The 25,755-nt window shown below is 65.0% G+C and carries 18 protein-coding genes; 14 read left to right on the forward strand and 4 right to left on the reverse strand.

The features are described from left to right. Positions 1-66: 66 nt before the first annotated feature. The 8 genes from AC1RNN_RS04775 to AC1RNN_RS04810 all read left to right on the forward strand — a co-directional run bounded on the left by AC1RNN_RS04775 (position 67) and on the right by AC1RNN_RS04810 (position 14,868). A complete protein-coding gene (locus AC1RNN_RS04775) occupies positions 67-2,520 on the forward strand; it encodes a YgiQ family radical SAM protein (RefSeq protein WP_493088195.1) in 2,454 nt (817 codons plus the stop codon). 192 nt (positions 2,521-2,712) lie between these two features. Next, the gene (gene glgB / locus AC1RNN_RS04780; protein ID WP_493088193.1) at positions 2,713-4,893 is read left to right on the forward strand and encodes a 1,4-alpha-glucan branching protein GlgB; all 2,181 of its coding nucleotides are present in this window, start codon (positions 2,713-2,715) and stop codon (positions 4,891-4,893) included. Between the two features lie 13 nt (positions 4,894-4,906). Further along, positions 4,907-7,000, forward strand: a complete 2,094-nt coding sequence (gene glgX / locus AC1RNN_RS04785) for a glycogen debranching protein GlgX (protein ID WP_493088191.1) — start codon at positions 4,907-4,909, stop codon at positions 6,998-7,000. 19 nt (positions 7,001-7,019) lie between these two features. Next, positions 7,020-8,651, forward strand: a complete 1,632-nt coding sequence (locus AC1RNN_RS04790; RefSeq protein ID WP_493088189.1) for an alpha-D-glucose phosphate-specific phosphoglucomutase — start codon at positions 7,020-7,022, stop codon at positions 8,649-8,651. 46 nt (positions 8,652-8,697) lie between these two features. Next, positions 8,698-10,011: a glucose-1-phosphate adenylyltransferase gene (gene glgC / locus AC1RNN_RS04795; protein WP_493088187.1), complete on the forward strand. Its 1,314-nt coding sequence runs from the start codon at positions 8,698-8,700 to the stop codon at positions 10,009-10,011. Between the two features lie 21 nt (positions 10,012-10,032). Continuing rightward, on the forward strand, positions 10,033-11,502 hold the full coding sequence (glgA, locus tag AC1RNN_RS04800; protein WP_493088185.1) for a glycogen synthase GlgA: 1,470 nt from the start codon (positions 10,033-10,035) through the stop codon (positions 11,500-11,502). Then, positions 11,499-13,979, forward strand: coding sequence for a glycogen/starch/alpha-glucan phosphorylase (locus tag AC1RNN_RS04805; protein WP_493088183.1), 2,481 nt, complete (start codon positions 11,499-11,501; stop codon positions 13,977-13,979). The genes glgA and AC1RNN_RS04805 overlap by 4 nt, the downstream gene beginning before the upstream one ends. A gap of 64 nt (positions 13,980-14,043) precedes the next feature. Further along, a complete protein-coding gene (locus AC1RNN_RS04810) occupies positions 14,044-14,868 on the forward strand; it encodes a substrate-binding periplasmic protein (RefSeq protein ID WP_493088181.1) in 825 nt (274 codons plus the stop codon). Between the two features lie 107 nt (positions 14,869-14,975). Here the strand turns inward: AC1RNN_RS04810 and AC1RNN_RS04815 are convergent, their stop codons facing one another. From AC1RNN_RS04815 to AC1RNN_RS04830, 4 genes are all read right to left on the reverse strand, one after another. Next, positions 14,976-15,689, reverse strand: a complete 714-nt coding sequence (locus AC1RNN_RS04815; protein WP_493088179.1) for a YebC/PmpR family DNA-binding transcriptional regulator — start codon at positions 15,687-15,689, stop codon at positions 14,976-14,978. A gap of 80 nt (positions 15,690-15,769) precedes the next feature. Further along, the gene (locus AC1RNN_RS04820) at positions 15,770-16,834 is read right to left on the reverse strand and encodes an acyltransferase family protein (RefSeq protein WP_493088177.1); all 1,065 of its coding nucleotides are present in this window, start codon (positions 16,832-16,834) and stop codon (positions 15,770-15,772) included. A 59-nt stretch (positions 16,835-16,893) separates the two neighbouring features. After that, positions 16,894-17,805: a CoA transferase gene (locus tag AC1RNN_RS04825; protein WP_493088175.1), complete on the reverse strand. Its 912-nt coding sequence runs from the start codon at positions 17,803-17,805 to the stop codon at positions 16,894-16,896. A 70-nt stretch (positions 17,806-17,875) separates the two neighbouring features. After that, on the reverse strand, positions 17,876-18,334 hold the full coding sequence (locus tag AC1RNN_RS04830) for a flavodoxin domain-containing protein (RefSeq protein WP_493088173.1): 459 nt from the start codon (positions 18,332-18,334) through the stop codon (positions 17,876-17,878). A 69-nt stretch (positions 18,335-18,403) separates the two neighbouring features. On the opposite strand from AC1RNN_RS04830, the gene AC1RNN_RS04835 reads away from it, so the two are divergent. The 6 genes from AC1RNN_RS04835 (at position 18,404) to AC1RNN_RS04860 (ending at position 25,747) form a co-directional block, all read left to right on the forward strand. Continuing rightward, positions 18,404-19,453, forward strand: coding sequence for a 3'-5' exonuclease (locus AC1RNN_RS04835; RefSeq protein ID WP_493088171.1), 1,050 nt, complete (start codon positions 18,404-18,406; stop codon positions 19,451-19,453). A gap of 118 nt (positions 19,454-19,571) precedes the next feature. Beyond that, positions 19,572-20,267 carry a response regulator transcription factor gene (locus AC1RNN_RS04840; RefSeq protein ID WP_493088169.1) on the forward strand — a complete coding sequence of 232 codons (696 nt, stop codon included), beginning with the start codon at positions 19,572-19,574 and terminating at the stop codon, positions 20,265-20,267. Then, a complete protein-coding gene (locus AC1RNN_RS04845; RefSeq protein ID WP_493088167.1) occupies positions 20,264-21,364 on the forward strand; it encodes a sensor histidine kinase in 1,101 nt (366 codons plus the stop codon). Before AC1RNN_RS04840 ends, AC1RNN_RS04845 begins: the two co-directional genes overlap by 4 nt. Continuing rightward, entirely contained in the window at positions 21,361-22,452 is a 1,092-nt protein-coding gene (locus AC1RNN_RS04850; RefSeq protein WP_493088165.1) for an ABC transporter ATP-binding protein, read from the forward strand. The genes AC1RNN_RS04845 and AC1RNN_RS04850 overlap by 4 nt, the downstream gene beginning before the upstream one ends. Then, positions 22,449-23,474 (forward strand): ABC transporter substrate-binding protein, encoded by a 1,026-nt coding sequence (locus AC1RNN_RS04855; RefSeq protein WP_493088163.1) that lies wholly within the window; start codon positions 22,449-22,451, stop codon positions 23,472-23,474. The genes AC1RNN_RS04850 and AC1RNN_RS04855 overlap by 4 nt, the downstream gene beginning before the upstream one ends. A gap of 71 nt (positions 23,475-23,545) precedes the next feature. Further along, positions 23,546-25,747, forward strand: a complete 2,202-nt coding sequence (locus AC1RNN_RS04860; RefSeq protein ID WP_493088161.1) for an ABC transporter permease — start codon at positions 23,546-23,548, stop codon at positions 25,745-25,747. The last annotated feature ends 8 nt before the right edge of the window (positions 25,748-25,755 follow it).

Genomic DNA, 25,755 nt, shown 5'->3' on the forward strand with positions numbered 1-25,755 from the left:
TTTATCCCGTTGGGGGTGCGCTGAGAGGCGCAAAACCTTACACTCTAGGGTTACCCCGGATCCCTCATGAACGCCCCAGTCGACGTCTCCTTTTTCGCGCGCGCTGCCAAGCCGCTGTCCAGTTACCGCAAGTACTGGGCGGCCCGTTTTGGTACGGCCCCCTTCCTGCCCATGAGCCGGGCGGAAATGGACAAGCTCGGCTGGGACAGTTGCGACATCATCATCGTCACTGGTGACGCCTACGTGGACCACCCCAGCTTCGGCATGTCGGTCATCGGCCGCATGCTCGAAGCCCAGGGTTTCCGGGTCGGCATCATTGCCCAGCCCGACTGGAGCAGTGCCGAGGCCTTCAAGACCCTGGGCAAGCCCAACCTCTTTTGGGGCGTGACCAGCGGGAACATGGATTCCATGATCAACCGCTATACGGCAGACAGGAAGATCCGCAGCGATGACGCCTACACCCCGGGCGACGTGGGCGGCAAGCGCCCCGACCGCGCTGCCATCGTCTACAGCCAGCGCTGCCGCGAGGCTTTCAAGGACGTGCCCATCGTGCTGGGCGGCATCGAAGGCAGCCTGCGCCGCATTGCCCACTATGACTACTGGAGCGACAAGGTACGCCGCAGCATCGTGGTTGACGCCAAGTGCGACCTGCTGCTGTACGGCAACGCCGAGCGCGCGATTGTCGAAATCGCCCACCGCCTGGCTGCCAAGGAACCGGTGGAGCAGATTACCGATGTGCGGGGCACCGCCTTTGTGCGTCGCCCCGATGACCTCGCTGCCAAATGGGAAGGTGATGGCAGTGCCAAGGGCTGGTTCGAGATCACCTCCACCACGGTGGACGAACCGGGCCGCGTGGAAGCCCACATCAATCCCTACATGACCACGTCCGAGCAGGCGGCTGAAAACGGCGCAACATGCTCCAAGGACGACGAAGCCAAGGCGGTCGCCCAGGCTGCTGAAGCCGCAGGCGCTACGAATTCAGGAGCTACTCGCGCAGATTTCACGCGGGCTAGTGGCCAAAATGGCTCAAAACCTGAAGTCAATGCCGCGATTGCACCGCTGACGTTCTTTGCCAACCCGGCCCTGTCCAGCGGCAAAGGCAAGCTCAAGGTGCCGCCGCGTGAGCGTTCGGTCATCCGCCTGCCCAGTTACGAACAGGTCAAGAGCGACCCCATCCTCTACGCCCACGCCAACCGCGTGCTGCACCTGGAAACCAACCCTGGCAACGCGCGTGCTTTGGTGCAGGCGCACGGGGAGGGCACCACTGCGCGCGACGTCTGGATCAACCCGCCCCCCATTCCGCTGACGACGGCCGAGATGGACATGGTCTTTGATCTACCCTACGCGCGCAGCCCGCATCCCAGCTACGCGGACGAGAGCGGTAGCCACGACGGCGCCACCAAGATCCCGGCCTGGGAAATGATCCGCTTCAGCGTGAACATCATGCGCGGCTGCTTTGGCGGCTGCACCTTCTGCTCGATCACCGAGCACGAGGGCCGCATCATCCAGAGCCGCTCGGAAGAGTCCATCATCAAGGAAGTCGAAGACATCCGGGACAAGGTCAAGGGCTTCACCGGCACCATTTCCGACTTGGGCGGCCCCACGGCCAATATGTACCGCCTGGGCTGCAAGAGCCCCGAGATTGAAGCAGCCTGCCGCAAGCCCAGTTGCGTGTTCCCTGGCATCTGCCAGAACCTCACTACCAACCACGACCCGCTCATCAAGATCTACCGCCGCGCGCGCGCGCTCAAGGGGATCAAGAAGATTCTCATTGGCTCCGGCCTGCGCTACGACCTGGCGGTGAAGAGCCCCGAGTACGTGAAGGAACTGGTGCAGCACCATGTGGGTGGCTACCTGAAGATCGCCCCCGAGCACACTGAGCAGGGCCCGCTTTCCAAGATGATGAAGCCCGGCATCGGCAGCTACGACCGTTTCAAGCAGTTGTTTGAAAAGTTCAGCGCCGAGGCAGGCAAAAAGCAGTTCCTGATTCCGTACTTCATCGCGGCGCACCCTGGCACTACCGATGAAGACATGATGAACTTGGCCATCTGGCTGAAGAAGAACGGTTTCCGCGCCGATCAGGTGCAAACCTTCTACCCCAGCCCCATGGCCACTGCCACCGCGATGTACCACTCCGGCCGCAACACGCTCAAGCGCGTGCACCGCACGGCGCAGAGTGATGAGGAAACAGTGGACATCGTGCGCGGCGAAAAGCGCCGCCGTCTGCACAAGGCTTTCCTACGCTACCACGATGCCAACAACTGGCCTTTACTGCGCGAAGCTTTGAAGACCATGGGCCGGGCCGACCTCATCGGTAACGGCAAACACCATCTGATCCCGACTTTCCAGCCGCTCACGGATGGCGGTTATCAGAGCGCGCGCAAGAAGAATTCGACGGCGGCGCCGGCTGTGCCTGCGAAGCCCGTCAAGGGCCGCCTGCTGACCCAGCACACCGGCCTGCCGCCCCGCGTCACGGGTACGGCCAAGCCCGGCAGCAAGCTGCCACGCAAGCCGCGCTGATTAGTCCGAATGGACATCGTCTGAACAGAAATTCACGGCGGTGTCGGTAACTGTCCACAAATGCGGTTACAAATTGGCTTCAGGAGAGCCTGCGGGGGAATGGACTAAGTAAATTCCTTTGATAATGGGTGGAACGGTTCGTCAACAAGAGACAAACGCCCCCATCAATCTGATGACGGGCGTCGCAATACCATGACGCTGCAAGACAACGATCTGTCCGCTCTGATGCGGGCAGAGCATCCCGATCCTTTTGGCGTGTTGGGTATGCATACCCGGCCCGGGGGGCTGGCAGTACACGCGCTGCTGCCCGGCGCCGAACAGGTAGAGCTCATCGACCGGTCCAGTGGCGAGTCCCGCGGCGTGTTGCAGCGTTTGGCGGGTTCGGTGGTGTTCGGCTTGGTGCTGCCAGGTCAACAGCCGTTTGCCTACCAGCTCAAGGTGCAGTGGGCTGCCGGCACTGTGCAACTCATAGAAGATCCCTACCGTTTTCCCCTGGTGCTACAGGACATGGACCTGTGGCTGCTGGCTGAAGGTACGCACCTGCGCCCATTTGAATGCCTGGGGGCTCATCTGGTCTGCATCAACGGTGTGTCTGGTGCCAGCTTTGCGGTCTGGGCGCCGAATGCGCGCCGCGTCTCGGTGGTGGGCTCCTTCAACCAGTGGGATGGCCGGCGCCACCCCATGCGTTTGCGGCGCGAGTGCGGGGTCTGGGAAATCTTCATCCCTGACGTGGCGCAGGGCGACCTCTACAAATTCGAGATTCTGGGTGCTGGCGGTCAGATCGCCGTCAAGGCTGACCCCTTTGCCTTCCACGCCCAGCTGCGGCCCGACACGGCCAGCGTGGTCTACCCTTTGCCCCCGCGCCTGCCTATGCGGGAGGACCGTGTGGTCGCCAACGCCTTTGGCCAGCCCCTGAGCATTTACGAGGTGCACCTGGGCTCCTGGCGCAAGGCCGAAGGCTGGCGCTGGCTCAGCTACCGCGAGCTGGCCGATACCCTGGTGCCCTATGCCAGGGAGATGGGCTTTACCCACCTGGAGCTGCTGCCGGTCAGCGAGCACCCGTTTGACGGCTCCTGGGGCTACCAGCCACTGGGCCTGTTCGCGCCTACCTCGCGCTTCGGCTCGCCGGAAGACTTCAAGTTCTTTGTGGACGCCGCGCATGCCGCCGGTCTGGGCGTGATTCTGGATTGGGTACCTGCGCACTTCCCCAGCGACGCACATGGCCTGGCCGAGTTTGACGGCACCCACCTGTACGAATACGCCGATCCCAAGGAAGGCTTTCACCAGGACTGGAACACGCTGATCTACAACTTCGGCCGTACCGAAGTGCGCAATTTTTTGGTCGGCAATGCGCTGTACTGGCTGGAGCGCTATGGCGTGGACGGCCTGCGGGTGGATGCCGTGGCTTCCATGCTGTATCGCGACTACAGCCGCCAGGAGGGCCAGTGGATTCCCAACAGGCATGGCGGCCGGGAGAACCTCGAAGCCATCGAATTCCTGCGCCGCATGAACCACACCGTGGGCACCGAACGGCCCGGCGCCATCACCTTGGCGGAGGAGTCCACCGCCTTCCCTGGTGTGAGCCGCCCGCCCAGCCCGGATCTGCAAAGCGGTGGTCTGGGCTTCCACTACAAATGGAACATGGGCTGGATGCACGACACGCTGGAGTACGCGGCATTGGATCCGGTGCACCGGCGCCACCACCAGAACCAGCTCACCTTCGGCCTGATGTATGCATTCACCGAGAACTTTGTGCTCCCGCTCTCGCATGACGAAGTGGTACACGGCAAGGGCTCGCTTTTGGGCAAGATGGCGGGCGACGAATGGCAGCGCTTTGCCAATCTGCGTGCGCTCTACGGCTTCATGTGGGCTTATCCCGGCAAGAAGCTGCTCTTCATGGGGGGAGAACTGGCCCAGCCTACCGAGTGGGCCGATGGCGCCGAGCTGCCATGGCAATTGGAGCAACACCCGGCGCACCAGGGCGTGCAGCGCCTGGTACGCGACCTGAATCGTGTCTACCGCGATTTCCCGGCCCTGCACCAGCAAGACGTGCAAAGCGGCGGCTTTGGCTGGATTGCGCATGAGGATGCCTCCCAGTCCGTGGTGGCTTTTGCGCGCTATGGCTTTGGCGGGGGCACTGTGGTGGTGGTCTGCAACTTCACCCCGGTGCCGCGCCATGGCTACCGCATTGGTGTGCCACAGGCGGGTACCTGGCGCGAACTCATCAACACGGATTACGCCGTCTATGGTGGCAGCGGGGTCGCCAATGGGGAACTGCCGACCGAGTCCACACCCGCGCACCAGCATGCGCAATCGTTGGTGCTGAATCTGCCACCGCTGGCATGCCTTGTGCTCACCCGCTCCGCTTCCTGATACGGATATTTCCATGGCATTTACCCTGCACTCTGGCCACACCCAAACCCTGGGCGCGCAGTGCAGCCCGCAGGGGGTGAATTTTTGCCTTGCTGCACCCCAGGCCCAGGCCGTGGAGCTGTGTCTTTTCGACGATCAAGGGCAGCGCGAACTGCAGCGCCTGGCGATGTGGGGCCCGCAAGACGGGCTCTGGCATGGTTTTGTGCCCGGCGCCCAGGCTGGTCTGGTCTACGGCTGGCGCGTACACGGCCCGTGGGACCCGGCCCAGGGCCAACGCTTCAACCCTGCCAAACTGCTGCTGGACCCATGCGCGCGCGATGTGCTGGGCCGTTACGACGGCAACGACATCCACCTGGGCCATGTGCCCGGCGATCTGCAGCGTGCCGACTCGCGTGACAACGCGGCCACGGCGCTCAAGGCGCGTGTGGTGCAAGACCTGCCGCCTGTTGCCGCCCGCACGCCCATGGAGCCAGGCCAGCGCGTGTTTTACGAGGTGCACCTCAAAGGCTTTACCGCCCTGCACCCGGAGATCCCCGCCGAATTGCGCGGTACCTATGCCGGCATGGCCCACCCCGCCGCCATTGCCCACCTGCAGGCGCTGGGTATCACCACCGTCTGCCTCATGCCAGTGGCCCAGCGCGCCGACGAGGTACGGTTGCTGCGTATGGGGCTTTCCAACTACTGGGGTTACAGCCCGATTGCCTGGAGCGCGCCCGAGCAGCGCTACTGGAGCGGTACGCCGGGCACCAGCCCGCGCAGCGAACTGCGCGCCCTGGTGGATGCACTGCATGCGGCAGGGCTGGAGGTGATTCTGGACGTGGTCTACAACCACACGGGAGAAACCGATGAGCTGGGCCCCACGCTGAGCCTGCGCGGCATCGACAACCAGACCTACTACCACCTGGACCCGGCCAACCCCGCGCTTTATGCCAACTGGACGGGCTGTGGCAATTGCGTCAACCTCAATGAACCTTTGGTGCTGCGCACCGTGATGGACAGCTTGCGCGGCTGGGTGCGCGAGTTTGGTGTGGATGGTTTCCGCTTTGACCTGGCACCCGTGCTGGCGCGTGCTGGCGTGGAACAGCAGAACCGCTTTGAGGCGCAGGCGCCGTTCCTGCTGGCGGTGGCACAGGACCCGGTGCTGCGAGCTTGCACCATGGTGGCCGAGCCGTGGGACATCGGGCCCGGCGGATACCAGATGGGCAATTTTCCCCCTGGTTGGCTGGAGTGGAATGACGGCTTCCGTGACACCCAGCGCAGCGCGTGGCTGCAGCACCACGCCACGCGGGCCGACCTGGCACACCGCCTGGCCGGTTCGGCGGAATCCTTTGCACCGGCCCGCAGGGCTGCCCATAGCAGTGTCAACTTCATCACGGCACATGACGGCTTTACGCTGACCGATCTGGTCAGCTACGCCCAGCGCCATAACGAGGCGAATGGCGAGAATAATCGCGACGGTCACAGCCACAACCTCAGCGTCAACAACGGCGTGGAAGGCGCCAGCGGCGACCCCGAGGTGCTGGCGCGGCGCCTGCGCCAGAAGCGTGTGTTGCTGGCCAGCCTGCTCTGGTCGCTGGGTACGCCCATGCTCTTGGCCGGCGACGAGTTCGGCCAGAGCCAGGGTGGCAATAACAACGCCTATTGCCAAGACAACGCCACCACCTGGCTGCATTGGGAACAGGCCGATACTGCGCTGACGGCCTTTGTGGCCCATGCGATTGCGTTGCGGGCCGAGTTGCCGTTGTTGCAGAGCCGCGCCTGGTGGCGCGGCATGGACGCCATGGGCAGCGCGCGTGGCCCCATCTCGCAATGGTGGGGGCCGCAGGGCCAGGCGCTGGTGCATACCGACTGGCACCATCCCCAGGACAACGCGCTGGTGCTGCAGCTCAGCGCGGGAGCACTGTCTGCCCAGGCCTCGCCGGCCTGCCTGTTGCTGCTCAACCCCCGGCCGCACACGCTGGAGTTTGTGCTGCCCGCACCGCCCGCAGGCAGCCAATGGCTGCAGCGCCTGGAAACGGATTGCGGCAACACCACGCCCCAGCCACTGGGCGCGCGCCTGTGGTTGCCGGGCCAAAGCCTGGTGCTGGCCAGCGCAGCCCCCCTTTAGTTTTTTTACTGACTCCACCATGCCCATCATTACCTTGCCCACCACGCCGTTTGACGGCCAGCGCCCCGGTACCTCGGGTCTGCGCAAAAAAGTCACCGTATTCCAGCAGCCGCGCTATTTGGAGAACTTTGTCCAGGCACTGTTCGACGTGCTGCCCGATGCCGCGGGCCAGACGCTGGTGGTGGGGGGGGACGGGCGCTTCCACAACCGCGTGGCGGTGCAGACGATTCTGCGCATGGCCGCGGCCAAGGGCTATGCGCGCGTGCTGGTCGGGCAGGGCGGCATCCTGTCCACACCCGCCGTGAGTGCGGTGATCCGCAAGCGTGGCGCCAGCGGTGGCGTTGTGCTCTCGGCCAGCCACAACCCCGGCGGGCCCGATGGGGACTTTGGCATCAAATACAACGTGTCCAACGGTGGCCCTGCACCCGAAAAAGTAACCGACGCCATTTACGCCCGCACCCAGCAGGTGGCCCAGCTGCACACGACGGACACTCCCGATGTGGCTCTGGATGCGCTGGGCAGCAGCCGTATCGAGGGCACAGAGATTGTGGTCATAGACCCGGTGGCAGATTACGCCGAGGTCATGCGCGGCCTGTTTGACTTTGCCGCCATCCGCCAGCTGTTTGCCGGCGGTTTCCGCCTGCGCTACGACGCCATGTGCGCCGTGGGAGGCCCCTATGCCAAGGCGCTGCTCGAAGGCGAGCTGGGCGCCCCGGCAGGCACGGTGGTGAATGCCGAGCCGCTGGAAGACTTTGGCGGCCTGCACCCCGACCCCAACCCCGTGAATGCCGAAGACCTGATCGCCCACTTGTTTGCCGACAACGCCCCCGACATGGGCGCGGCCAGTGATGGCGATGCGGACCGCAACATGGTGGTGGGCCGCAAGTTTGTGGTGTCGCCCTCCGATAGCCTGGCTGTGCTGGCTGCCCATGCCACCAAGGTACCCGGCTACCGCAGCGGCGTCGCCGGCGTGGCGCGCTCCATGCCCACGTCCACCGCGGTAGACCGCGTGGCCAAGGCGCTGGGTATTCCGAGCTTTGAGACACCCACAGGCTGGAAGTTTTTCGGCAACCTTATGGATGCCGGCAAGGTCACGCTCTGCGGCGAGGAAAGCTATGGCACGGGCTCCAACCATGTGCGCGAGAAAGATGGCTTGTGGGCTGTGCTGTTCTGGCTCAACCTGGTGGCTGTGACTGGCCAGACGGTGGAGCAACTGGTGCGCGCGCTCTGGAAGGAGCATGGCCGTTGCGTCTATTCGCGTCACGATTACGAGGCCATCCCCACCGAAAAGGCCGATGCGCTGATGCGGGAGTTGCGTGCTGCATTGCCCACCCTGGGTGGCACCACCGTGGCCCGTCTGGCCGTTGCCTTTGCCGACGACTTTGCCTACACCGACCCGGTGGACGGCAGTGTGAGCCAGAAGCAGGGCGTGCGCGTGGTGCTGACCGACGGCTCGCGCGTGGTGTTCCGCCTCTCGGGAACGGGCACCGAAGGTGCCACTTTGCGTGTCTACCTGGAGCGCCACGAACCCGACGCCACCCGCCAGGACCTGCCCGCGCAGGAAGCCTTGCAGCCCCTGGTCGCTCTGGCTGAAGCAGTGGCCAAAGTACGCCACTACACCGGCATGGACCGGCCCAGCGTGATGACCTGATTTTTGCCCCTACAAAGACACCCAAAAAAAACACGAGGAGACAACCATGAGCACACCAACAGACAACTTCCGCGCCCAGGCCCTGCAGGAGCGCCATATGCAGCCGCACATGCTGGTTCGCCGCACCATTGCCCTGGTGCTGGCCGGAGGGCGCGGTTCGCGCCTCAAGCAGCTGACGGACCGCCGTGCCAAGCCGGCGGTGTACTTCGGTGGCAAGTTCCGCATCGTCGACTTCGCGCTCTCCAACTGCGTGAACTCCGGCATCCGCCGCATCGGCGTGATCACGCAGTACAAGTCGCACTCGCTGTTACGCCACCTGCAGCGCGGCTGGAGTTTTCTGCGTGCCGAGCTCAATGAAATGGTGGACCTGTTGCCCGCGCAGCAACGCGTGAACGAAGAACATTGGTACCGCGGCACGGCCGACGCCATCTACCAAAACCTGGACATCATTCAGAGCAGCCGGCCCGAGTACGTGGTGGTGCTGGCGGGCGACCATATCTACAAGATGGACTACTCGCTGATGCTCAAGGACCACGTGGACAGTGGCGCTGGCTGCACCGTGGGATGTATCGAGGTGCCGCGCGAAGAGGCCACGGCCTTTGGCGTGATGGCGGTAGACGGTGCACGCAAGATCACGGACTTTGTGGAAAAACCCGCCAACCCGCCTGCCATGCCCGGCAACGATGCGGTGTCGCTGGCCAGCATGGGCATCTATATCTTCGACTCCAAGTACCTTTACGACCTGCTTGAAGACGATTTGGCTAATCCGGACTCCAGCCACGACTTTGGCAAGGACGTGATTCCCCGCGTGGTGCGCGAGGGCCGTGCCGTGGCCCATCCCTTCTCCATGTCCTGCGTGTCGTCCACCCCCGAGGCCGAACCCTATTGGCGCGATGTGGGAACGATTGACGCGTTCTGGGAAGCCAATCTGGATCTGGCCTCGGTAACGCCTGCGCTGGACCTGTACGACACCAACTGGCCCATCTGGACCAGCCAGCGCCAGCTGCCGCCGGCAAAATTTGTGCAAGACGCCGATGGCAAGCATGGCCAGACCATCAACACCATGGTCTCGGGCGGTTGCATCGTCTCGGGTTCCATCGTCAGCAATTCGGTGCTGTTTTCCAATGTGCGTGTGCATTCCTTCTGCCTGATTGACCAGGCCGTGCTGCTGCCCGAGGTGACCGTGGGCCGCGGCTGCCGCCTCAGCCGTGTGGTGGTGGACCGCGGCTGCACGCTGCCCGAGGGCCTGGTGATTGGCGAAGACCCGGTGGCGGATGCCGAGCGCTTCGAGCGCACCGACAATGGCGTGGTGCTGGTGACCAAGGACATGCTCAAACGCCTGGATACCGCCGCTGCCTAACCCCATCTGAAGAAAGTGCCCATGCGCATCCTGCAAGTCAGTGCCGAGATTTTTCCGCTGCTCAAGACCGGAGGGTTGGCCGACATTGCCGGTGCGCTGCCGCCCGCCTTGCAGGAAGCAGGTTGTGATGTGCGCGTGATGCTTCCGGGTTTTCCAGCCATCTGCGAGGGGCTAGAGGGCGCGGTGCCCGTGGGCAGCTTTGCCATGCCCTGGGGCGAGCGCGTTGAGGTGGTCTACGGCACATTGCCCGCGCTGGCCCGTGCGGGGCGTACGCTGGGGGGCTATGTGCTCATGGCGCCCGGCTTGTATGACCGACCCGGCAATCCTTATGAGGATGCCAACAAGCGTGCCTATGCCGACAATCATCGCCGCTTTGCCGCGCTGGGGCTGGCTGCCGCCCATGTGGCGCATGGCCTCGATGTGCACTGGCGCCCCCAGTTGGTGCACAGCCACGACTGGCATGCTGCACTCGCGCCGGCTTGCTTGGCGCTTTGGAACGAGGGGCAGGGGCCGCGTGTGCCATCGGTCTACACGGTGCACAACCTGGCCTACCAGGGTGTGTTTGGTGCCGAGCTGTTTGGCGATCTGGGCTTGCCCGGCCGCGCCTTCCATGTGCATGGCATGGAATTCCACGGCAACCTGTCTTTTATGAAAGCCGGGCTGTTTTACGCGGACCACATCACCACCGTCAGCCCCACCTATGCCCGCGAAATTCAGGGCCCGGAGCAGGGCTGCGGCCTGGACGGCCTGTTGCGGGCGCGCTCCCAGCAGCTCAGCGGCATCCTCAACGCGGTGGATGACACCGTCTGGAGCCCTGGCACCGACGCGCTGATCGAGCACCCGTATGACGCACGCCACATGACTGGCAAGGTGCAGAGCAAGGCGCTGCTGCAGGCCCAGATGGGACTGGCCGTGGAGCCGGATGCGCCACTGTTTGCCGTGGTGAGCCGTTTGACCGATCAGAAGGGCCTGCCGCTGGTGCTGGCGGCGGTGGACGAAATCGTCTCGCGCGGTGGCCAACTGCTGGTGCTGGGCAGCGGCGAGACTTGGCTGGAGCAGGCCTTTGTGGCGCAAGCGAACGCGAATGCGGGCCGTGTGGCGGTCAAACTGGGCTATGACGAGGCCTTTGCCCACCGCATCTTTGCGGGCAGCGATGTGACGCTGGTACCTTCGCGCTTCGAACCCTGCGGCCTGACCCAGATGTATGGCCTCAAGTACGGCAGCCTGCCGCTGGTGCGCCGCGTGGGCGGCCTGGCCGATACTGTGGTCGACAGCGACCTGGAAACCCTGGATGACAAAACCGCCACCGGCTTTGTCTTCGACGCCTTTGACGAAACCCACTACCGGCGCGCGGTGCGCCGGGCTTTTGCGCTGTACCACCGCAAGGCCGAATGGAACCGCGTGCGCCAGACCGGCATGAAGCTTGCCTTCGACTGGACTACCGCCGCCGGGCATTACACCGCGCTTTACCAAAAGCTGATCCACCCATGACAACGATCTCCACCCCGACCGTGCCCACCCCCGTGAATTTTGAATTTGACGCGCCCGGCCGCGACCTGGATTCCCTCAAGCGCTCCATTGCCAACAAACTGATGTTTGTGGTGGGCAAAGACCCCGCCGCCGCCCGCCCCGAAGACTGGCTGCACGCTGCCGCCTATGCCGTGCGCGACCAGCTGGTGGAACGCTGGATGACCACCACGCGTGCGCAGTACGCACAGGATGCCAAGCGCGTCTACTACCTCAGCATGGAATTCCTGATCGGCCGCACCTTCAGCAACGCCATGCTGGCCGTGGGCCTGCGCGAGCGCGTGAAGCAGGCCCTGGCGGATTTTGGGGTGGATATTGACGCCGTGACCGAGCTGGAGCCCGATGCCGCCCTAGGCAATGGCGGCCTGGGCCGTCTGGCGGCCTGTTTTCTGGATTCCATGGCCACGCTGAACATTCCCGGCTTTGGCTACGGCATTCGCTACGACTACGGCATGTTCCGTCAGACCATCGTCGACGGGCGCCAGGTCGAGGTGCCCGACTACTGGCTCACCCACGGCAACCCCTGGGAGTTCCCGCGGCCTGAGGTGACCTACCGCGTGCAGTTTGGCGGCCATGTGGTGAAGGAGGGCGACGCCTACAAATGGGTGGATAGCCACGATGTGCAGGCCATGGCGTACGACACCATCATCCCCGGCTACGCCACCAAGGCCACCAACACGCTGCGCCTGTGGTCCGCCAAGGCCACGCAGGAGATCGATCTGGGCGCCTTCAACCGCGGCAACTACATGGCCGCGGTGGAGACCAAGAACCACTCCGAGAACGTCTCTCGCGTGCTCTACCCGGACGACTCCACCCCATCGGGGCGCGAGCTGCGCCTGCACCAGGAGTATTTTTTCTGCAGTGCCAGTGTGCAGGACTTGCTGCGCCGCTACCTGCGCACGCATGACAATTTCGAAAACCTGCCCAACAAGGTCAGCATCCACCTGAATGACACGCACCCGGTGCTGGCCATCCCCGAGCTGATGCGCCTGCTGCTGGATGAGCACCATTTGTCCTGGGCCGATGCCTGGCGCCTGTGCCAGGGCGTGTTCAGCTACACCAACCACACGCTGATGCACGAGGCATTGGAAACCTGGCCGGTGGAGATGATGGGCCGCATCCTGCCGCGCCACCTGCAGATCATTTACGACATTAACGCCCAGTTCCTGGCCCAGATTGCCCAGCGCGGCGGCAGCCCGGAGCTGCTGCGCAAGGTGAGCCTGGTGGATGAGGCCGGTGAGCGCCGTGTGCGCATGGCCTACCTGGCCGTGGTGACCAGCCATTCGGTGAACGGCGTGTCGGCGCTGCACTCTGAGTTGATGAAGGAAAGCATCTTCCTGGACTTTGCCAAGCTCTGGCCCGAGCGCTTCAACAACAAGACCAACGGCATTACGCCACGCCGCTGGCTGGCGCAGGCCAATCCGGCCTTGTCGGCCGTGCTTGACAAACAGGTGGGTACCGGTTGGCGCCGTGACCTGAGCCAGCTCAGCGGCCTGAATGCGGTACTGACGCAGCCCAAGGTGATCGAAGCCTTCCAGGGCGCCAAGCTGGCCAACAAGCAGCGCCTGGCGGCCTGGGTGCAGGCGAACATGGGCCTGACCATCCCCACCGATGCGCTGTTTGATGTGCAGGTCAAGCGCATTCACGAGTACAAGCGCCAACTGCTCAATGTGCTGCATGTGGTGACGCGCTACCTGCGCATCATCAACAATCCCGGCAGCGTCACCGTGCCACGCGTGGTGGTGTTTGCCGGCAAGGCTGCGTCGGCGTACCACATGGCCAAGCAGATCATCCACCTGATCAACAACGTGGCCAGTGTGGTGAACAACGACCCGCGCGTGGGCAACCTGCTCAAGGTGGTGTTCATCCCCAACTACAGCGTGAGCCTGGCCGAGCGCATCATCCCTGCGGCTGATTTGTCGGAGCAAATCTCCACCGCCGGTACCGAGGCCTCGGGCACCGGCAACATGAAGTTCGCACTCAACGGCGCGCTCACCATAGGCACGCTGGACGGCGCCAACGTCGAGATTCTGGAGAACGTGGGTGCCGACAACATCTTCATCTTCGGCATGACCACGCCCGAGGTGGCGGCCACGCGCGCCGCCGGCTACCAGCCGCGTGCCATTGCCGAAGGCAATGCCGAGCTGACTGCCGTGCTAGAGGCGATTCGCGACGGTGTGTTCAGCCCCGGTGAGCCCGGCCGCTTCCAGAGCATTTACGACCTGCTGGTGAATTGGGGCGACCATTACCTGCTGCTGGCCGACTATGCCGCGTATATTGCGGCTCAGGAGCGGGTGGACGCGGCCTACCAGGACCGCAACGCCTGGGCCATCCAGGCCCTGCGCAATGTGGCGGCCATGGGGCCGTTTTCTGCAGATCGGACGATTGGGGAGTACGCCGACAAGATCTGGCGCAGCAAGCCGCTGGAACTGGCCGCCTGAGGCCGTTTCGCGGGCTGCCGACAGACAGGGCAAAGCCAAGGGCCCCTCGTTGGGGAACAGGACCATGGGAACAATCACTCAGGTCATGTGGGGCACCGCATTGCGGTGGGTTGTGGCGCCGCTGTGCCTGGCCGGGCTGCTGGCGCCCGCGGCCCGCGCGGCCGAGGAGTGCGAACGGCTGGTGGTGACCGGCAACCCGGAATACCCACCTTACCTCTGGCGCGACCCTGCGGACGATAACCGCCTTATCGGCGCGAATGCCGATTTCATGCAACTGCTGGGCAAGGAAATCGGCGTGCCCGTGGAGATGCGCTACGTGGGTAACTGGGCGCGGGTGCAGGAGGTGGTGCGCAACGGCCGCGCCGACATGATCGCCGGCGCCTTCTACACGCTGCCGCGGCTGGAGTACATGGATTACTTCTACCCAGCATTCCGCGAGACCCGGTCCGTCATCTGGGTGCAGGCCAGCAAGCCCATCAAATACCGCAAGTGGGCGGACCTGCAGGGGCTCAAGGGTGTGACCGTGATCAACAACAGCTTTGGTGAAGCTTTTGACCGCTATGCCAAGGAGAGCTTGGCCGTAAGTACCGTCTCCAGCCTGGAGAACGCGCTCAAGGTGCTGCAGGCCGGTCGCGTGGACTACCTGCTATACGAGGAGGCCCCGGGCATGGCCTATGCCGCCAAGCTGGAGATCAACGACCTGCGCATCGTGTCGCCAGCGCTGACCAACGAGAGTCTGCATCTCACCATGTCCTACAAATCTCTCTGCAACACGGGTGAATTCCGCGGCCGTGTCGCGCGCGCCTTGCACCAGCTGACCAGGCAGGGGGTGATGAACAAGCTCATCGACAGCAATATTCAGCTATGGCGCAAGCAGGCGGCGAAATAGCGGGGAATCAGGCCTCTAGCCCGCGTGGAATCTGCGCGAGCAGCTATTAAAAAAGAAGCGGGATGCGCCTTGCAGCGCATCCCGCTTCTTGCTTGTGGGGGCGGTGCTTAGCCTGCCAGCGCCACGTAGACGTTCTGCACGTCGTCGTTGCCATCGATGGCGGCCAGGAAGGCTTCCACTTCTTCCAGCGCTTCAGCACTCAGGCTGCTGGGGTCTACGGGGTTCTTGGCCTTGTAGCCCAGCTTGGCCGACACCACGGTAAAGCCGAAGTTGGGCAGGGCGCGGCTGACCAGGTCCAGGTCGGTCGGGTCGGTGTAGAAGAGGGTGTTGCCTTCCTCGTCACCGGGCTCAAAGTCCTGTGCGCCGGCTTCGATGGCGGCCACTTCGGCGTCCGAGTCTGCCGCGGCGGGGGTGGCTTCGATGAGCCCCAAGTGGTTGAAATCCCAGGCGACGGAGCCGCTGGTGCCGAGCTGGCCCTTGCGGAACAGCACACGCATTTCGGGGGCGGTGCGCTTCACGTTGTCGGTCAGGCATTCCACCATCACGGCCACCTGGTGGGGGGCAAAGCCCTCGTAGATGACGTGTTCGTAGTTGACGACTTCACCGGTCAGGCCGGCGCCTTTCTTGATGGCGCGGTCTAGCGTGTCCTTGGGCATGGAGACCTTGCGGGCCTGTTCCACCACCAGGCGCAGCTTGGCGTTGGCGGCCGGGTCGGCGCCGCCGCGTGCGGCCACGGTAATTTCTTTCACCAGCTTGGTAAACAGCTTGCCTTTGGCATCGGCCACCAGGGCCTTGCCCTTTGCTTTCCATTGCGCGCCCATAGGGAATCTTTCTGAGTTGCTTCGGGTTAGGAGGTGCGGTTATACACCTGCGCCGCGCAAAGCGGCACAGGGCCGCGGCTTTATTTGCTGGCGGGGGCGGCCAGCAGGCCGCGCACCGCGCGGCGCCAGTCGTCAATGCGTTGCTCGATCTGGGTGTGGAACAGGTGGCTGGCGGCGATGCTGAGCAGCCAGCTGGCGGCAATGGCGGCCAGCGCCAGCGTGGTGTTTTCCAGGCCCAGGGCCTCCCACAAGGCGTTGGCCAACAGCAGGACCGAGAAGTGGACCAGGAACAGCGCGTAGGAGCAGTTGCTCAGGCGTTGCACCCAGCGGTCGGCCCGGCGTGGTAAGGCCAGTTGCATGCTGCCAAAGCTCAGCAGCACGGTGGAGATGCCCATGGCCAGCGCAATGCGGGCGCGGAATTCGAGCGCCAGCGAGCCCAGTCCGGTCAGCAGTGTGGCCGCGTACAGGCCCAGCGCGTAGCTGCCATGCCGGCTGCGCAGGCCGGCCCACCAGGCCAGCGCGCCCAGGCCGTAGGCACCAAAGAAGTAGGGCGCCCAGACGTCCAGATCGGCATCCAAGTTGAACCAGGCCAGCGAGCTGACCGAGAGCCCGGCTACCAGCGCCACGGCAAACCATCGCCGCCCGCGCCCCAGCCACAGCAGCAGGGCCAGCACGGCATAGAGCTGGAAGTCGATGGCCACGTACCAGACGCCGGCCGAGAGCGAGTCGGCCTCCAGCACGCTGTGCAGCAGGCTGGCGTGGGCCAGCAGCTGCGCCAGCGTGGGCAGGGCGGGCACCACGTCGCCATCGAGGTAGGGGCGGGCCAGGGCGGAACACAGCACGGTAATGCCCAGCGCCGCCATGAAGGGGATGACCAGGCGCACATAGCGCTGCACCAGGGTGGACCACAGGCCGGTGTGCTGCGATTTGGCCAGGCTGCGCGCGGCCAGGTAGCCGGCCACGACGAGGAAAATCTGCACCGCCATGCGGGCGTAGTCGTACAGCCATTCCATGAGTTCGGGGGCGGCTTCGGCGGCGGCGTCAGACAGGGGGCCGTAGGCCGAAAAGTGGTGCAAGACTATGCACTGGGCTGCCACGATCTTGAGCAGATCGATCAGCCGGTAACTGGGGCGGTGCGTGGGCATCGGCTCTCAACGAAACAAAACAGGGCGCCGCGCGCCCTGTTGGGGGGCGTGGCGCTGGCTTACGCCAGGGTATGCAGGGGAATGTCTTTGGCCTGGGCCAGTGCGTCCAGCTCCGCGCGCGTCTTGCCGGCCAGGAAGGCGGCAACGGCGGCGTGGCTTTCGGGGGCAAACATCGCGAACAGCCCTGATTGTCGCAGACCCGCCGCCGCACCCAGCGCCGCTGCAAAGTGTGGCTCCAATGCGGCCAGGGCCACGCGGCCGTCCTTGCAGGGGTAAACGCGGTAGCCCGCATGGCCACCACCCACCGCCGCGCCCGGCGTGGTCAGGCCCCAGCTGCGCGGCAGGGCCAGGTAGCCGGCAGCGTCTGAAAGGGCGATTTCCTGCAGCACGCCCTTGCCCTTTTGCAACTGGTGCAGGCGGGCTTGCAGCACGGCTTCGGACGCCATGAGCGAGCCGCCCATGTCGGCATACAGCGTGGCAGGCAGGTCCAACCCGGTGACCAGACCGTTTTCGGCCAGGTAGGTGAGGTCGTGGCCGGGCTCCTCGGCGCGCGCACCGGGGGCGCCGACGATGGCGATGACGCTGAGCTGCGGGTATTGCTTGTGCAGCGTCTTCCACTCCAGGCCCAGCTTCTTGAGCGCGGAAGGGCGGAAGGAGGTGAGCAGGATGTCGGTCTTGGCCAGCTGCCGGTGCAGGGTCTTCTGGCCTTGGTCGGTCTTGAGGTCGGCGCTGAGGGTCTTCATGCCCGCGTGCAGCGCAGCATAGGCCTTGGGGTTGTACTGGCCCATGGGGTCGCCCGAGCTGCCCTGGGCGGCGGGGTGGGGCGGTGGCTCCAGCTTCACGCAGGTGGCGCCCATGGTCTGGCAGCGCATCAGTGCGGCAGGGCCCGGTAAATTCAGCGCCAGGCTGAGGATGCATACGCCCTTGAGCGGGCGCAGTGCGGTGGGCCGGGGGGCGGGGGCAGAAGTCATGGTGCTATCAAAAGAGAAGCTGCTTGCGCAGAGAGTACGGGGGCTAGCGCTTATTTTTGATGCGTATTTCTCAGGCAGCTGTCGCCAGTTGGACTGCCCAGCCCGGGAGCCAGGCCACGGCCGCTTCCTCGGGCTCGTTCACCTCCATGGCGTCGAGCACGCAGATCTCGCCCACGCGCTGGGCGCCCAGGTCGCGCAGGCGTTCGTCAAACTGTTTGCCGCCGCCCATGAAGCTGTCGCCATAGCTGCTGTCGCACAGCGCTACCAGGCCAAAGCGCACGTGGCCCAGGTACTTGGCCTGCGCGTCCAGTGAGTAGTACAGTGCCTGGGCGTTGTCGGGCACGTCGCCGCTGCCCGTGGTGCTGGTGCAGACGATGAAGGCGCCGGGGCGGTCGAAGACGGAGATGTCCAGCCCGTCCATGGGCAGGACGGCTATGGTGGCGCCAATGTCGTCGGCGCAGAGTTGCAGGGCCTGGGCCACGTTGCTGGCATTGCCGTGCACTGTGCCGACCAGAATGGTGATTTGCATGGGGTCTTCCGGAGTTGGCGCCGATGATAGGGGCAATAATGGCGGACCTCTTTTCCGCCAGGTGCGCCCTTGAATACAGACCAACTGGGTTTTGACTTTCTGCCCGACTTGCCCATCAGCGAACCTGCGCCCAAGAAGCGTGCGCCGCGTGCAGCCAAGGCCTCCGCTTCTGCGACCCCGACAGCGCCCGTAAAAACCGTGGCCGCCCCTGCACCCACTGATCCCGAAGCCATGGCCCAGACGCTGGAGGCCCACCCCGACTACCGTGTGCTGCGCCGCCTGCAGCCGCGCCTGCAATGGCCGGGGACGGCGCAGGGCAGCGTCACGCGCATTCTGGTGCTGGACACCGAGACCACGGGCCTGGACCAGGCCAAGGAAAAAATCATCGAACTCGCGCTTCTGCGCGTGGACGTGGACACAGCCACCGGCCTGCCTGTGGGCGAGGTGCAGGTGTACGACGGGCTGGAAGACCCGGGCAAAGCCATCCCGGCCGAAGTGGTCAAGATCACCGGCATCACCGATGCCGACGTGCGCGGCCAGGCGCTGGACGAAGCCCGCGTGGCCCAGTTGCTGGAGGGCGTGGACGTGGTCATTGCCCACAACGCAGGCTTTGACCGCCCCTTTGTAGAGAGCCGCCTGCCTGCGTTCGCCAAGCTGGCCTGGGCCTGCTCGTTTGTGGATATCGACTGGAAGGCCCAGGGCCGCGGCTCGGCCAAGCTGGAGAGCCTGGCGCAGGAGAACGGCTGGTTCTACGACGCGCACCGCGCCGAGATGGATTGCCACGCGCTGCTGGCCGTGCTGGCGCGCCCGCTGCCGCTGGCGCAGCACACCGGCCTGACCCAACTGCTGCAAGCCGCCCGCCACCCCAGCTACCGCCTGAGCGCCACCAACGCCTCGTTCGACGCCAAGGACCACCTCAAGGCGCGCGGCTACCGCTGGAACGCGGACCAGCGCGTCTGGGCCACGCGCCTGGACGACGATGCAGCCCTGCAGGCCGAATTCGCCTGGCTGCGCGAGCACGTCTACAACCAGCGCCACGCGGCGGTGCAGGTGGAAAAAGTGGACGCGCTCACCAAGTACTCCACCCGCCCGGGCCTGGTGAATCACCAGCAGATCTGAGGTCTGAGCCGCGCTGCCAGCCTGTACCTGCGGGCGGGGGGCGGCGGGGCTGCTTTCAACTTCCTTTCAATAGCTCCCCTCAGTTTCCCTATTGTGGGAGGGAGGGCCAGACTGCACCATGCAGGTCATGCAATTGCTATTGGTGGAAGACGATCTGGATCTGGTGGACGCGCTCAGTCGCGTGCTGGCCTCGCGTGGCTTGGCGCCCGTGTGTTGCGCGGACGGACAGGAGGCCCTGGCCCTGGTGCGCAAGCGCAGCTTCGATGTGATCGTGCTGGACCTGAGCCTGCCGGGCATGGATGGGCTGGACTTTCTGCAGCGCATCCGCGATGCCGGCATGCGGGTACCCGTGCTGGTCGTGACGGCACGCGGCACCCCCGGCGAGCGCGTGCAAGGCCTCACCGTGGGAGCGGACGACTACCTCACCAAGCCGTTTGACACTGAAGAGCTGGTGGCCCGTATCAAGGCGCTGGTGCGGCGTAGCCAGGGCGTGGAGGAATTCCGCTGCGGCCATCTGCAGTTGGACACGGCCACGGGCACGCTGATGCGCTCGGGCCGCCCGCTGGACATTGCACCGCGCGAGGCGGCCATGTTGCGAACCCTCATCAGCCGCCCCGGCCGCCCGGTCTCGCGTGACGACCTGTTTGCTGCCGTATTTGGCGATGACGCCAGCCAACAGGCCGACGCGGTGGACGTGTTGGCCCACCGCCTGCGCAAGCGCCTGGTAGGCAGCGGCACCACCTTGCTCACCATGCGCGGCGTGGGTTATCTGCTGGTGGACGAACTGACCAGCCCGGCGCAGGAGGCGACATGAACGAAGCCCCCACGCTGACCCGGCGCGCCGCTTCCATGCGCCTGCGCATTGCAGCGGGTGCCGTCGCCCTGGCGCTGGCCGCAGGTCTGGGCGGCGCCATGCTGGCGGGGGCTTTGTCGCATACCGATACCGCCTCGTGGTGCTTGGCGCTGCTGGCCGGGGTGGCCCTGATGCTGGCGCTGGCCTGGTGGCTGGCAGGGCGCGGTCTGGCCCCCTTGCACCGGCTGGCCGCCACGGTGGCCGCCCGCCGCCCGCAGGAAACCGCCTTGCTGCAACGCGCGCCCGCCCCAGAGCTGGAAGCCATGGTGCGTGGCCTCAATAGCCAGTGGCAGCAGCAGCAGGCCGCGCTGGACCAGCAGCAGCGTTTTATTGCCGAGGCTTCGCACCAGCTGCGCACACCGCTGGCCGTGCTCAAGACCCAGCTGCAGGGTGCCATTGCCGGCGAACTGCAGGCTGCAGAAACCCTGCCCAAGATGCTGCGCACGGTGGACCGCGCCTCGCATCTGGCCAACCAGCTGCTGTCCAAGGCCAAGGTGGACCAGAAGCTGCAGAACGCGCAGTGGACGGATGTGAACCTGCAGCAGATTGCCAGCGAGGTGCTCGTGGAATGCGCGCCCCTGGTGGCACGCAAGCGCCTGGACGTGTCGCTTGAAGCGCTGCCGGTGCGGCTGCATACCGACGGCTGGCTGGTGGGCGAATTGCTGCGCAATCTGGTGGCCAACGCCATCCACCAGAGCAGCCAGGGTGCCAGCCTGGGCGTGGTGATCCGCTACTTGCCGGCCGAGGTGGAGCTGCTGGTGTGGGACAACGCGGGCGGCATTGGGGAAGACGTGCGTGAGCGCCTGTTCATGCCGTTCGAATCCGCCAGCGGTGGCACCGGGGTGGGCCTGGGTCTGTCGATCTGCAAGCAGATTGCCGTCTCCATGCAGGCCAGCCTGGACCTGTACAACCGCATGCAGAGCGGTGTCGTGGTGGGGGTGGACGCGGTGGTGCGCTGGCCGCTGCCAGAGGGTCAGGCCACTGGCTCCGCGCAGTCCCCGGCGTCTGCCGTGGTGTCCGAACCTCTCTCGCACGCTACGTTGCGGGTACCCGCATGACCCAGGGGCTGCACTTGCACGGCATCGAAAAAACCTATGCCAATGGCTACCGGGCGCTGCGCGGTGTGCACTTGCGCGTGCCCGAGCGTCGGTTGACCACGCTGCTGGGTCCTTCGGGCTGCGGCAAGAGCACCTTGCTGCGCCTGATTGCCGGGTTGGAAAAGCCGGACGCAGGGCAGATCGTGTTTCGCGGGCAGGACCTGACCCATCTGCCCGCAGACCAGCGTGACATGAGCCTGGTATTCCAGAGCTACGCGCTGTTTCCCTACCTCTCGGTGCAGGACAACGTGTGCTACGGGCTCCAGGCACAAGGGCTGCCATGGGCCACGCAGATGGAACGCAGTGCACAGGTGATTGCCTTGCTGGGCTTGGGCGGACTGGAAGAGCGCATGCCGCATGAACTCTCCGGCGGTCAGCAGCAGCGCACGGCGCTGGCCCGGGTGCTGGCCTTGCAACCCGCGTTGGTGCTGCTGGACGAGCCGCTCTCCAATCTGGACGCGAATCTGCGCCGCCACATCCGCGAAGACATACGCCAGCTACAACAGCGCCTGGGGCTGACCGTGCTCTATGTCACCCACGACCATGCCGAGGCCATGTCGGTCAGCGACCAGGTGGTGGTGATGCAGGAGGGGCGCGTGGTGCAGATCGGCTCGCCGCGTGAGATTTATGAGCAGCCGCAAACCGAGTTCGTGGCTGGCTTCATGGGCGATTCCAGCGTTTTCGAGGCCCATTGCGACGGGGCAGGGCACATTCGCCTGGGCCCGCTCAGCCTAGATGTCGGACTGCCGCTGCGCCAGGGGCCGGTACGTGTGATCGTGCGCCCGCAGGCCTGGCGCCTTGCACCCGCGGGTACGCAAGGCCTGCCCGGCAAGGTGGAGCGCAGCGCTTACCTGGGCCGTGTGGCCGAGACCTGGGTGCAGACCACCCTGGGCAGTCTGCTTGTCATTTCGGATGTGCACGGTGCCTGTCACGAGGTAGGCGCGCCTGTCAGTCTTTTTCTTTCCCGCAAGGGGGTGAGCGTGCTCTTGCCCCAAACCCTTTCGACCCCCCAGACCATTCCGGTCTTTCAATCCAGGAGACATTCATGAAAAAAAATCAATTGCTCGTACTGGCCCTCATGGCCTCGGCCGGAATGCAGGCCCACGCCCAAGCGGGCGGTGAAGTGAACATCATTTGCTCGGGCCAGGCGCCCTGGTGCAGCATGGTGGCGGTGACCTTCGAGAAGAGCCAGGGCATCAAGGTCAACATGACGCCCAAGGGTTCGGGCGAGGCGGTGGCCCAGCTCATGGCCGAACGCGCTAACCCCAAGACGGACGTCTTCTTTGGTGGCACGGGTGACCCGCACCTGGTGGCTGCCGAGCAGAACCTGACGCAGGAATACAAATCGCCCATGCTGCCCAAGCTCTACGATTGGGCGCAAAAGCAGGCCGCGCAGTCGGGTTACAAGACCGTGGGCATCTACTCCGGCCCGCTGGGCTTTGGCTACAACACCGAGCTGCTGGCCAAGAAAAAGTTGCCCGTGCCCAAGACCTGGGCCGACCTGATCAAGCCCGAATACAAGGGCGAAATCCAGTCCGCCAACCCTTCCTCCAGCGGCACGGCCTACACCATGATCGCCACGCTGGTGCAACTGATGGGCGAGGACAAGGCCTTTGACTACCTGGGCAAGCTTCACAAAAACATTGCGGCTTACCAGCGTTCGGGCGTGGGCCCCATCAAAGCCGTGGCGCGCGGCGAGGCGGCCATTTCCATCAGCTTTGTGCACGACGGCCCGGGCGAGAAGGCCCAAGGCTTTCCGCTGGAAACCATCACCCCCAGCGACGGTACCGGCGCAGAGATTGGCTCCATGTCCATCGTGCGCGGCGCGCGCAATCTGGAAAACGCCAAGAAGTTCTACGACTGGGCGCTGACGCCCGGCGCCCAGGCCCTGGGTGCGGCCACGCTGCAGTTCCAACTGCCATCCAACCGCGAAACCAAGGTGGACCCGCGCGTGCCCGACTTCCGCAAGATCAAGATGATCGATTACGACTACGCCAAGTACGGCCAGGCGGCCGAACGCAAGCGCCTGATCTACCGCTGGGAGCGCGACGTCAACGGCCAGGGCCGCTAAGCCGCCACAGCGAAATTCGCCCCCGCCGCGCATAGCGGCGGGTTGTGCACCGCCTCTCTTTTCTGATTCTCATGACACACGAACACCCGTGGCGCCTGCGCCGCGTGATTGCCCTGTGGGCGGCCCTAGGCCTGGCGGCCTTTGCGCTGCTGCCCTGGTATTTCCTGCAAAGCGGCGGCCTGTGGGACGCCTTGCCCGGTATCTGGGGTGGCGCTACCACCGCCAGCGGCTGGGTACAGGCCTGGGGCCACCACCGCATCTGGCTGGCATCGGGCCTGGCTGGGCTGCTGCTGGCCGCTGTTGCGACCCTGACCCCGCAGCCGCGCCTGCAGGGTTTGCTGCTGTGCGCCGGCAGCCTGCTGGGCCTGATCGGCCTGCTGCTCAGCGGCTTTGCCATTGGCATGTTGGGCTGGTCCTGGGACTGGTTGCAAGCCCTGATGGGCCCCACGGACTGGACCCAACCCGGCATGGGTTGGGGCGGCTTTGTGGTGGTGTTCAGCCTGCTGGGGTTGCTGTCCATCGGTGTGGCGCGGCTGGGCGGCTTCAAGGGCGACGCCTTTGTGGCCGGCGCGGTGCTGGGTTGTGCGGCGCTGCTGGCGCTATTTGTGGTCTACCCGGTCATCAAGTCGCTGATGGGCAGTGTGCTCAATGAGGAAGGGCAGCTTGCGCTGGGCGCCTTGTGGGAGCGCATTGGCACCGCACGCATCTGGGGCCTGGGCTGCGTGGTGTCGCAAAGCCGCTGTGGCGTGGCGTGGAACACACTGGGCCTGGCCCTGATGACCGCGGCGGGCACGACGTTTCTGGGTACGCTGATTGCGCTGTGGGCCGAGCGCGAGGCCAAGCGTCTGGCGCGCCCGCTCAACATCCTGGCCATGCTGCCCATCATCACGCCGCCCTTTGTGGTGGGCCTGGGCCTCATCCTGCTGTTTGGCCGCGCCGGCCTGTACAACCAGTTCATGGAGTGGGCCTTCAACATTGAGCCCACGCGCTGGTTCTACGGCTTCTTTGGCGTCTGGCTGGCGCAGCTGTTTGCCTTCACGCCCATCGCCTTCATGATCATGCGCGGCGTGGTGCAGGGCGTGAGCCCGTCCATGGAAGAAGCCTCGCAGACCCTGCGCGCCAACCGCATGCAGACCTTCTGGAGCGTGACGCTGCCGCTGCTCAAGCCGGGCCTGGCCAATGCGTTTCTGGTCGGCTTCATCGAGAGCATGGCCGATTTCGGCAACCCCATCGTGGTGGGCGGGCAGTTTGCCGTGCTGTCCACCGAAATCTTCTTTGCCATCGTCGGTTCCTCGCTGGACCCCGGCATGGCGGCCGCCCTGTCGCTGATCCTCACGCTGTTTGCGTTGGCGGTGTTCTTCATCCAGCGCCGGGTGCTGGGCAAGGGCAGCTTCACCACCGTGGCCGGCAAGGGCGATGCAGGTCTGCCCATGCCGCTGCCGGCCGGCATCCGCAAGCTCTGCTTGGGCGTGGCAGGGCCGTGGCTGCTGTTCACGCTGGTGGTCTACCTGTTTGCCTTTGCTGGCGGCTTTGTGCAGACCTGGGGGCGCGATTACACGCTCACCTTCAACCACTTCCGCACCGCCTTTGATGTGCAGTGGGGCGACTACGGCTGGGTCTGGGCCGGCACGGCCTGGAACTCGCTGTTCACCACGCTGTCGCTGGCAGCCATGGCGGCCCCCATCTGTGCCGGCATGGGCCTGCTGATTGCCTGGCTGCTGGCCCGCACCGAGTTCCGTGGCAAGGCCACCTTCGAGTTTTCGGCGCTGTTGACCTTTGCGGTGCCCGGCACGGTGCTGGGCGTGAGCTACATCCTGGCCTTCAACGTGCCGCCAGTGGAGCTCACAGGCACCGGTCTCATCATCGTGCTGTGCTTTGTGTTCCGCAATCTGCCCGTGGGCGTGCGGGCCGGTACGGCCGCCTTCAAGCAGCTGGACCGTTCGCTGGACGAGGCCTCGCTGATGCTGCGCGCCAACACGCTGACCACCTTGCGCAAGGTCGTGTTGCCGCTCATCAAGTCGGCGCTGGTGGCCGCGCTCATCTATTCCTTTGTGCGCTCCATCACCACCGTGTCGGCCGTGATCTTTCTGGTAACCGCGCAGTACGAGCTGTCCACCACCTACATCATCGGCCGCGTGGGCAATGGCGACTACGGCGTGGCGCTGGCCTATTGCACGGTGCTCATCGTGCTGATGTCGCTCAGCACGCTGCTGGTGCAGGCCCTGGTGGGCGAACGCAAGCTGGGCCGCCGGGCAACGCCGGCCGCGCATTGAACCTCTTT

This window comes from Rhodoferax sp. GW822-FHT02D07 (assembly GCF_058802405.1).

Excerpts from the sequence above, each read along its gene's own strand:
- AC1RNN_RS04775 (WP_493088195.1), top strand. The coding sequence starts at position 67 with ATGAACGCCCCAGTCGACGTCTCCTTTTTCGCGCGCGCTGCCAAGCCG.
- glgB (WP_493088193.1), top strand. The coding sequence starts at position 2,713 with ATGACGCTGCAAGACAACGATCTGTCCGCTCTGATGCGGGCAGAGCAT.
- glgX (WP_493088191.1), top strand. The coding sequence starts at position 4,907 with ATGGCATTTACCCTGCACTCTGGCCACACCCAAACCCTGGGCGCGCAG.
- AC1RNN_RS04790 (WP_493088189.1), top strand. The coding sequence starts at position 7,020 with ATGCCCATCATTACCTTGCCCACCACGCCGTTTGACGGCCAGCGCCCC.
- glgC (WP_493088187.1), top strand. The coding sequence starts at position 8,698 with ATGAGCACACCAACAGACAACTTCCGCGCCCAGGCCCTGCAGGAGCGC.
- glgA (WP_493088185.1), top strand. The coding sequence starts at position 10,033 with ATGCGCATCCTGCAAGTCAGTGCCGAGATTTTTCCGCTGCTCAAGACC.
- AC1RNN_RS04805 (WP_493088183.1), top strand. The coding sequence starts at position 11,499 with ATGACAACGATCTCCACCCCGACCGTGCCCACCCCCGTGAATTTTGAA.
- AC1RNN_RS04810 (WP_493088181.1), top strand. The coding sequence starts at position 14,044 with ATGGGAACAATCACTCAGGTCATGTGGGGCACCGCATTGCGGTGGGTT.
- AC1RNN_RS04815 (WP_493088179.1), bottom strand. The coding sequence starts at position 15,689 with ATGGGCGCGCAATGGAAAGCAAAGGGCAAGGCCCTGGTGGCCGATGCC.
- AC1RNN_RS04820 (WP_493088177.1), bottom strand. The coding sequence starts at position 16,834 with ATGCCCACGCACCGCCCCAGTTACCGGCTGATCGATCTGCTCAAGATC.
- AC1RNN_RS04825 (WP_493088175.1), bottom strand. The coding sequence starts at position 17,805 with ATGACTTCTGCCCCCGCCCCCCGGCCCACCGCACTGCGCCCGCTCAAG.
- AC1RNN_RS04830 (WP_493088173.1), bottom strand. The coding sequence starts at position 18,334 with ATGCAAATCACCATTCTGGTCGGCACAGTGCACGGCAATGCCAGCAAC.
- AC1RNN_RS04840 (WP_493088169.1), top strand. The coding sequence starts at position 19,572 with ATGCAGGTCATGCAATTGCTATTGGTGGAAGACGATCTGGATCTGGTG.
- AC1RNN_RS04845 (WP_493088167.1), top strand. The coding sequence starts at position 20,264 with ATGAACGAAGCCCCCACGCTGACCCGGCGCGCCGCTTCCATGCGCCTG.
- AC1RNN_RS04850 (WP_493088165.1), top strand. The coding sequence starts at position 21,361 with ATGACCCAGGGGCTGCACTTGCACGGCATCGAAAAAACCTATGCCAAT.
- AC1RNN_RS04855 (WP_493088163.1), top strand. The coding sequence starts at position 22,449 with ATGAAAAAAAATCAATTGCTCGTACTGGCCCTCATGGCCTCGGCCGGA.
- AC1RNN_RS04860 (WP_493088161.1), top strand. The coding sequence starts at position 23,546 with ATGACACACGAACACCCGTGGCGCCTGCGCCGCGTGATTGCCCTGTGG.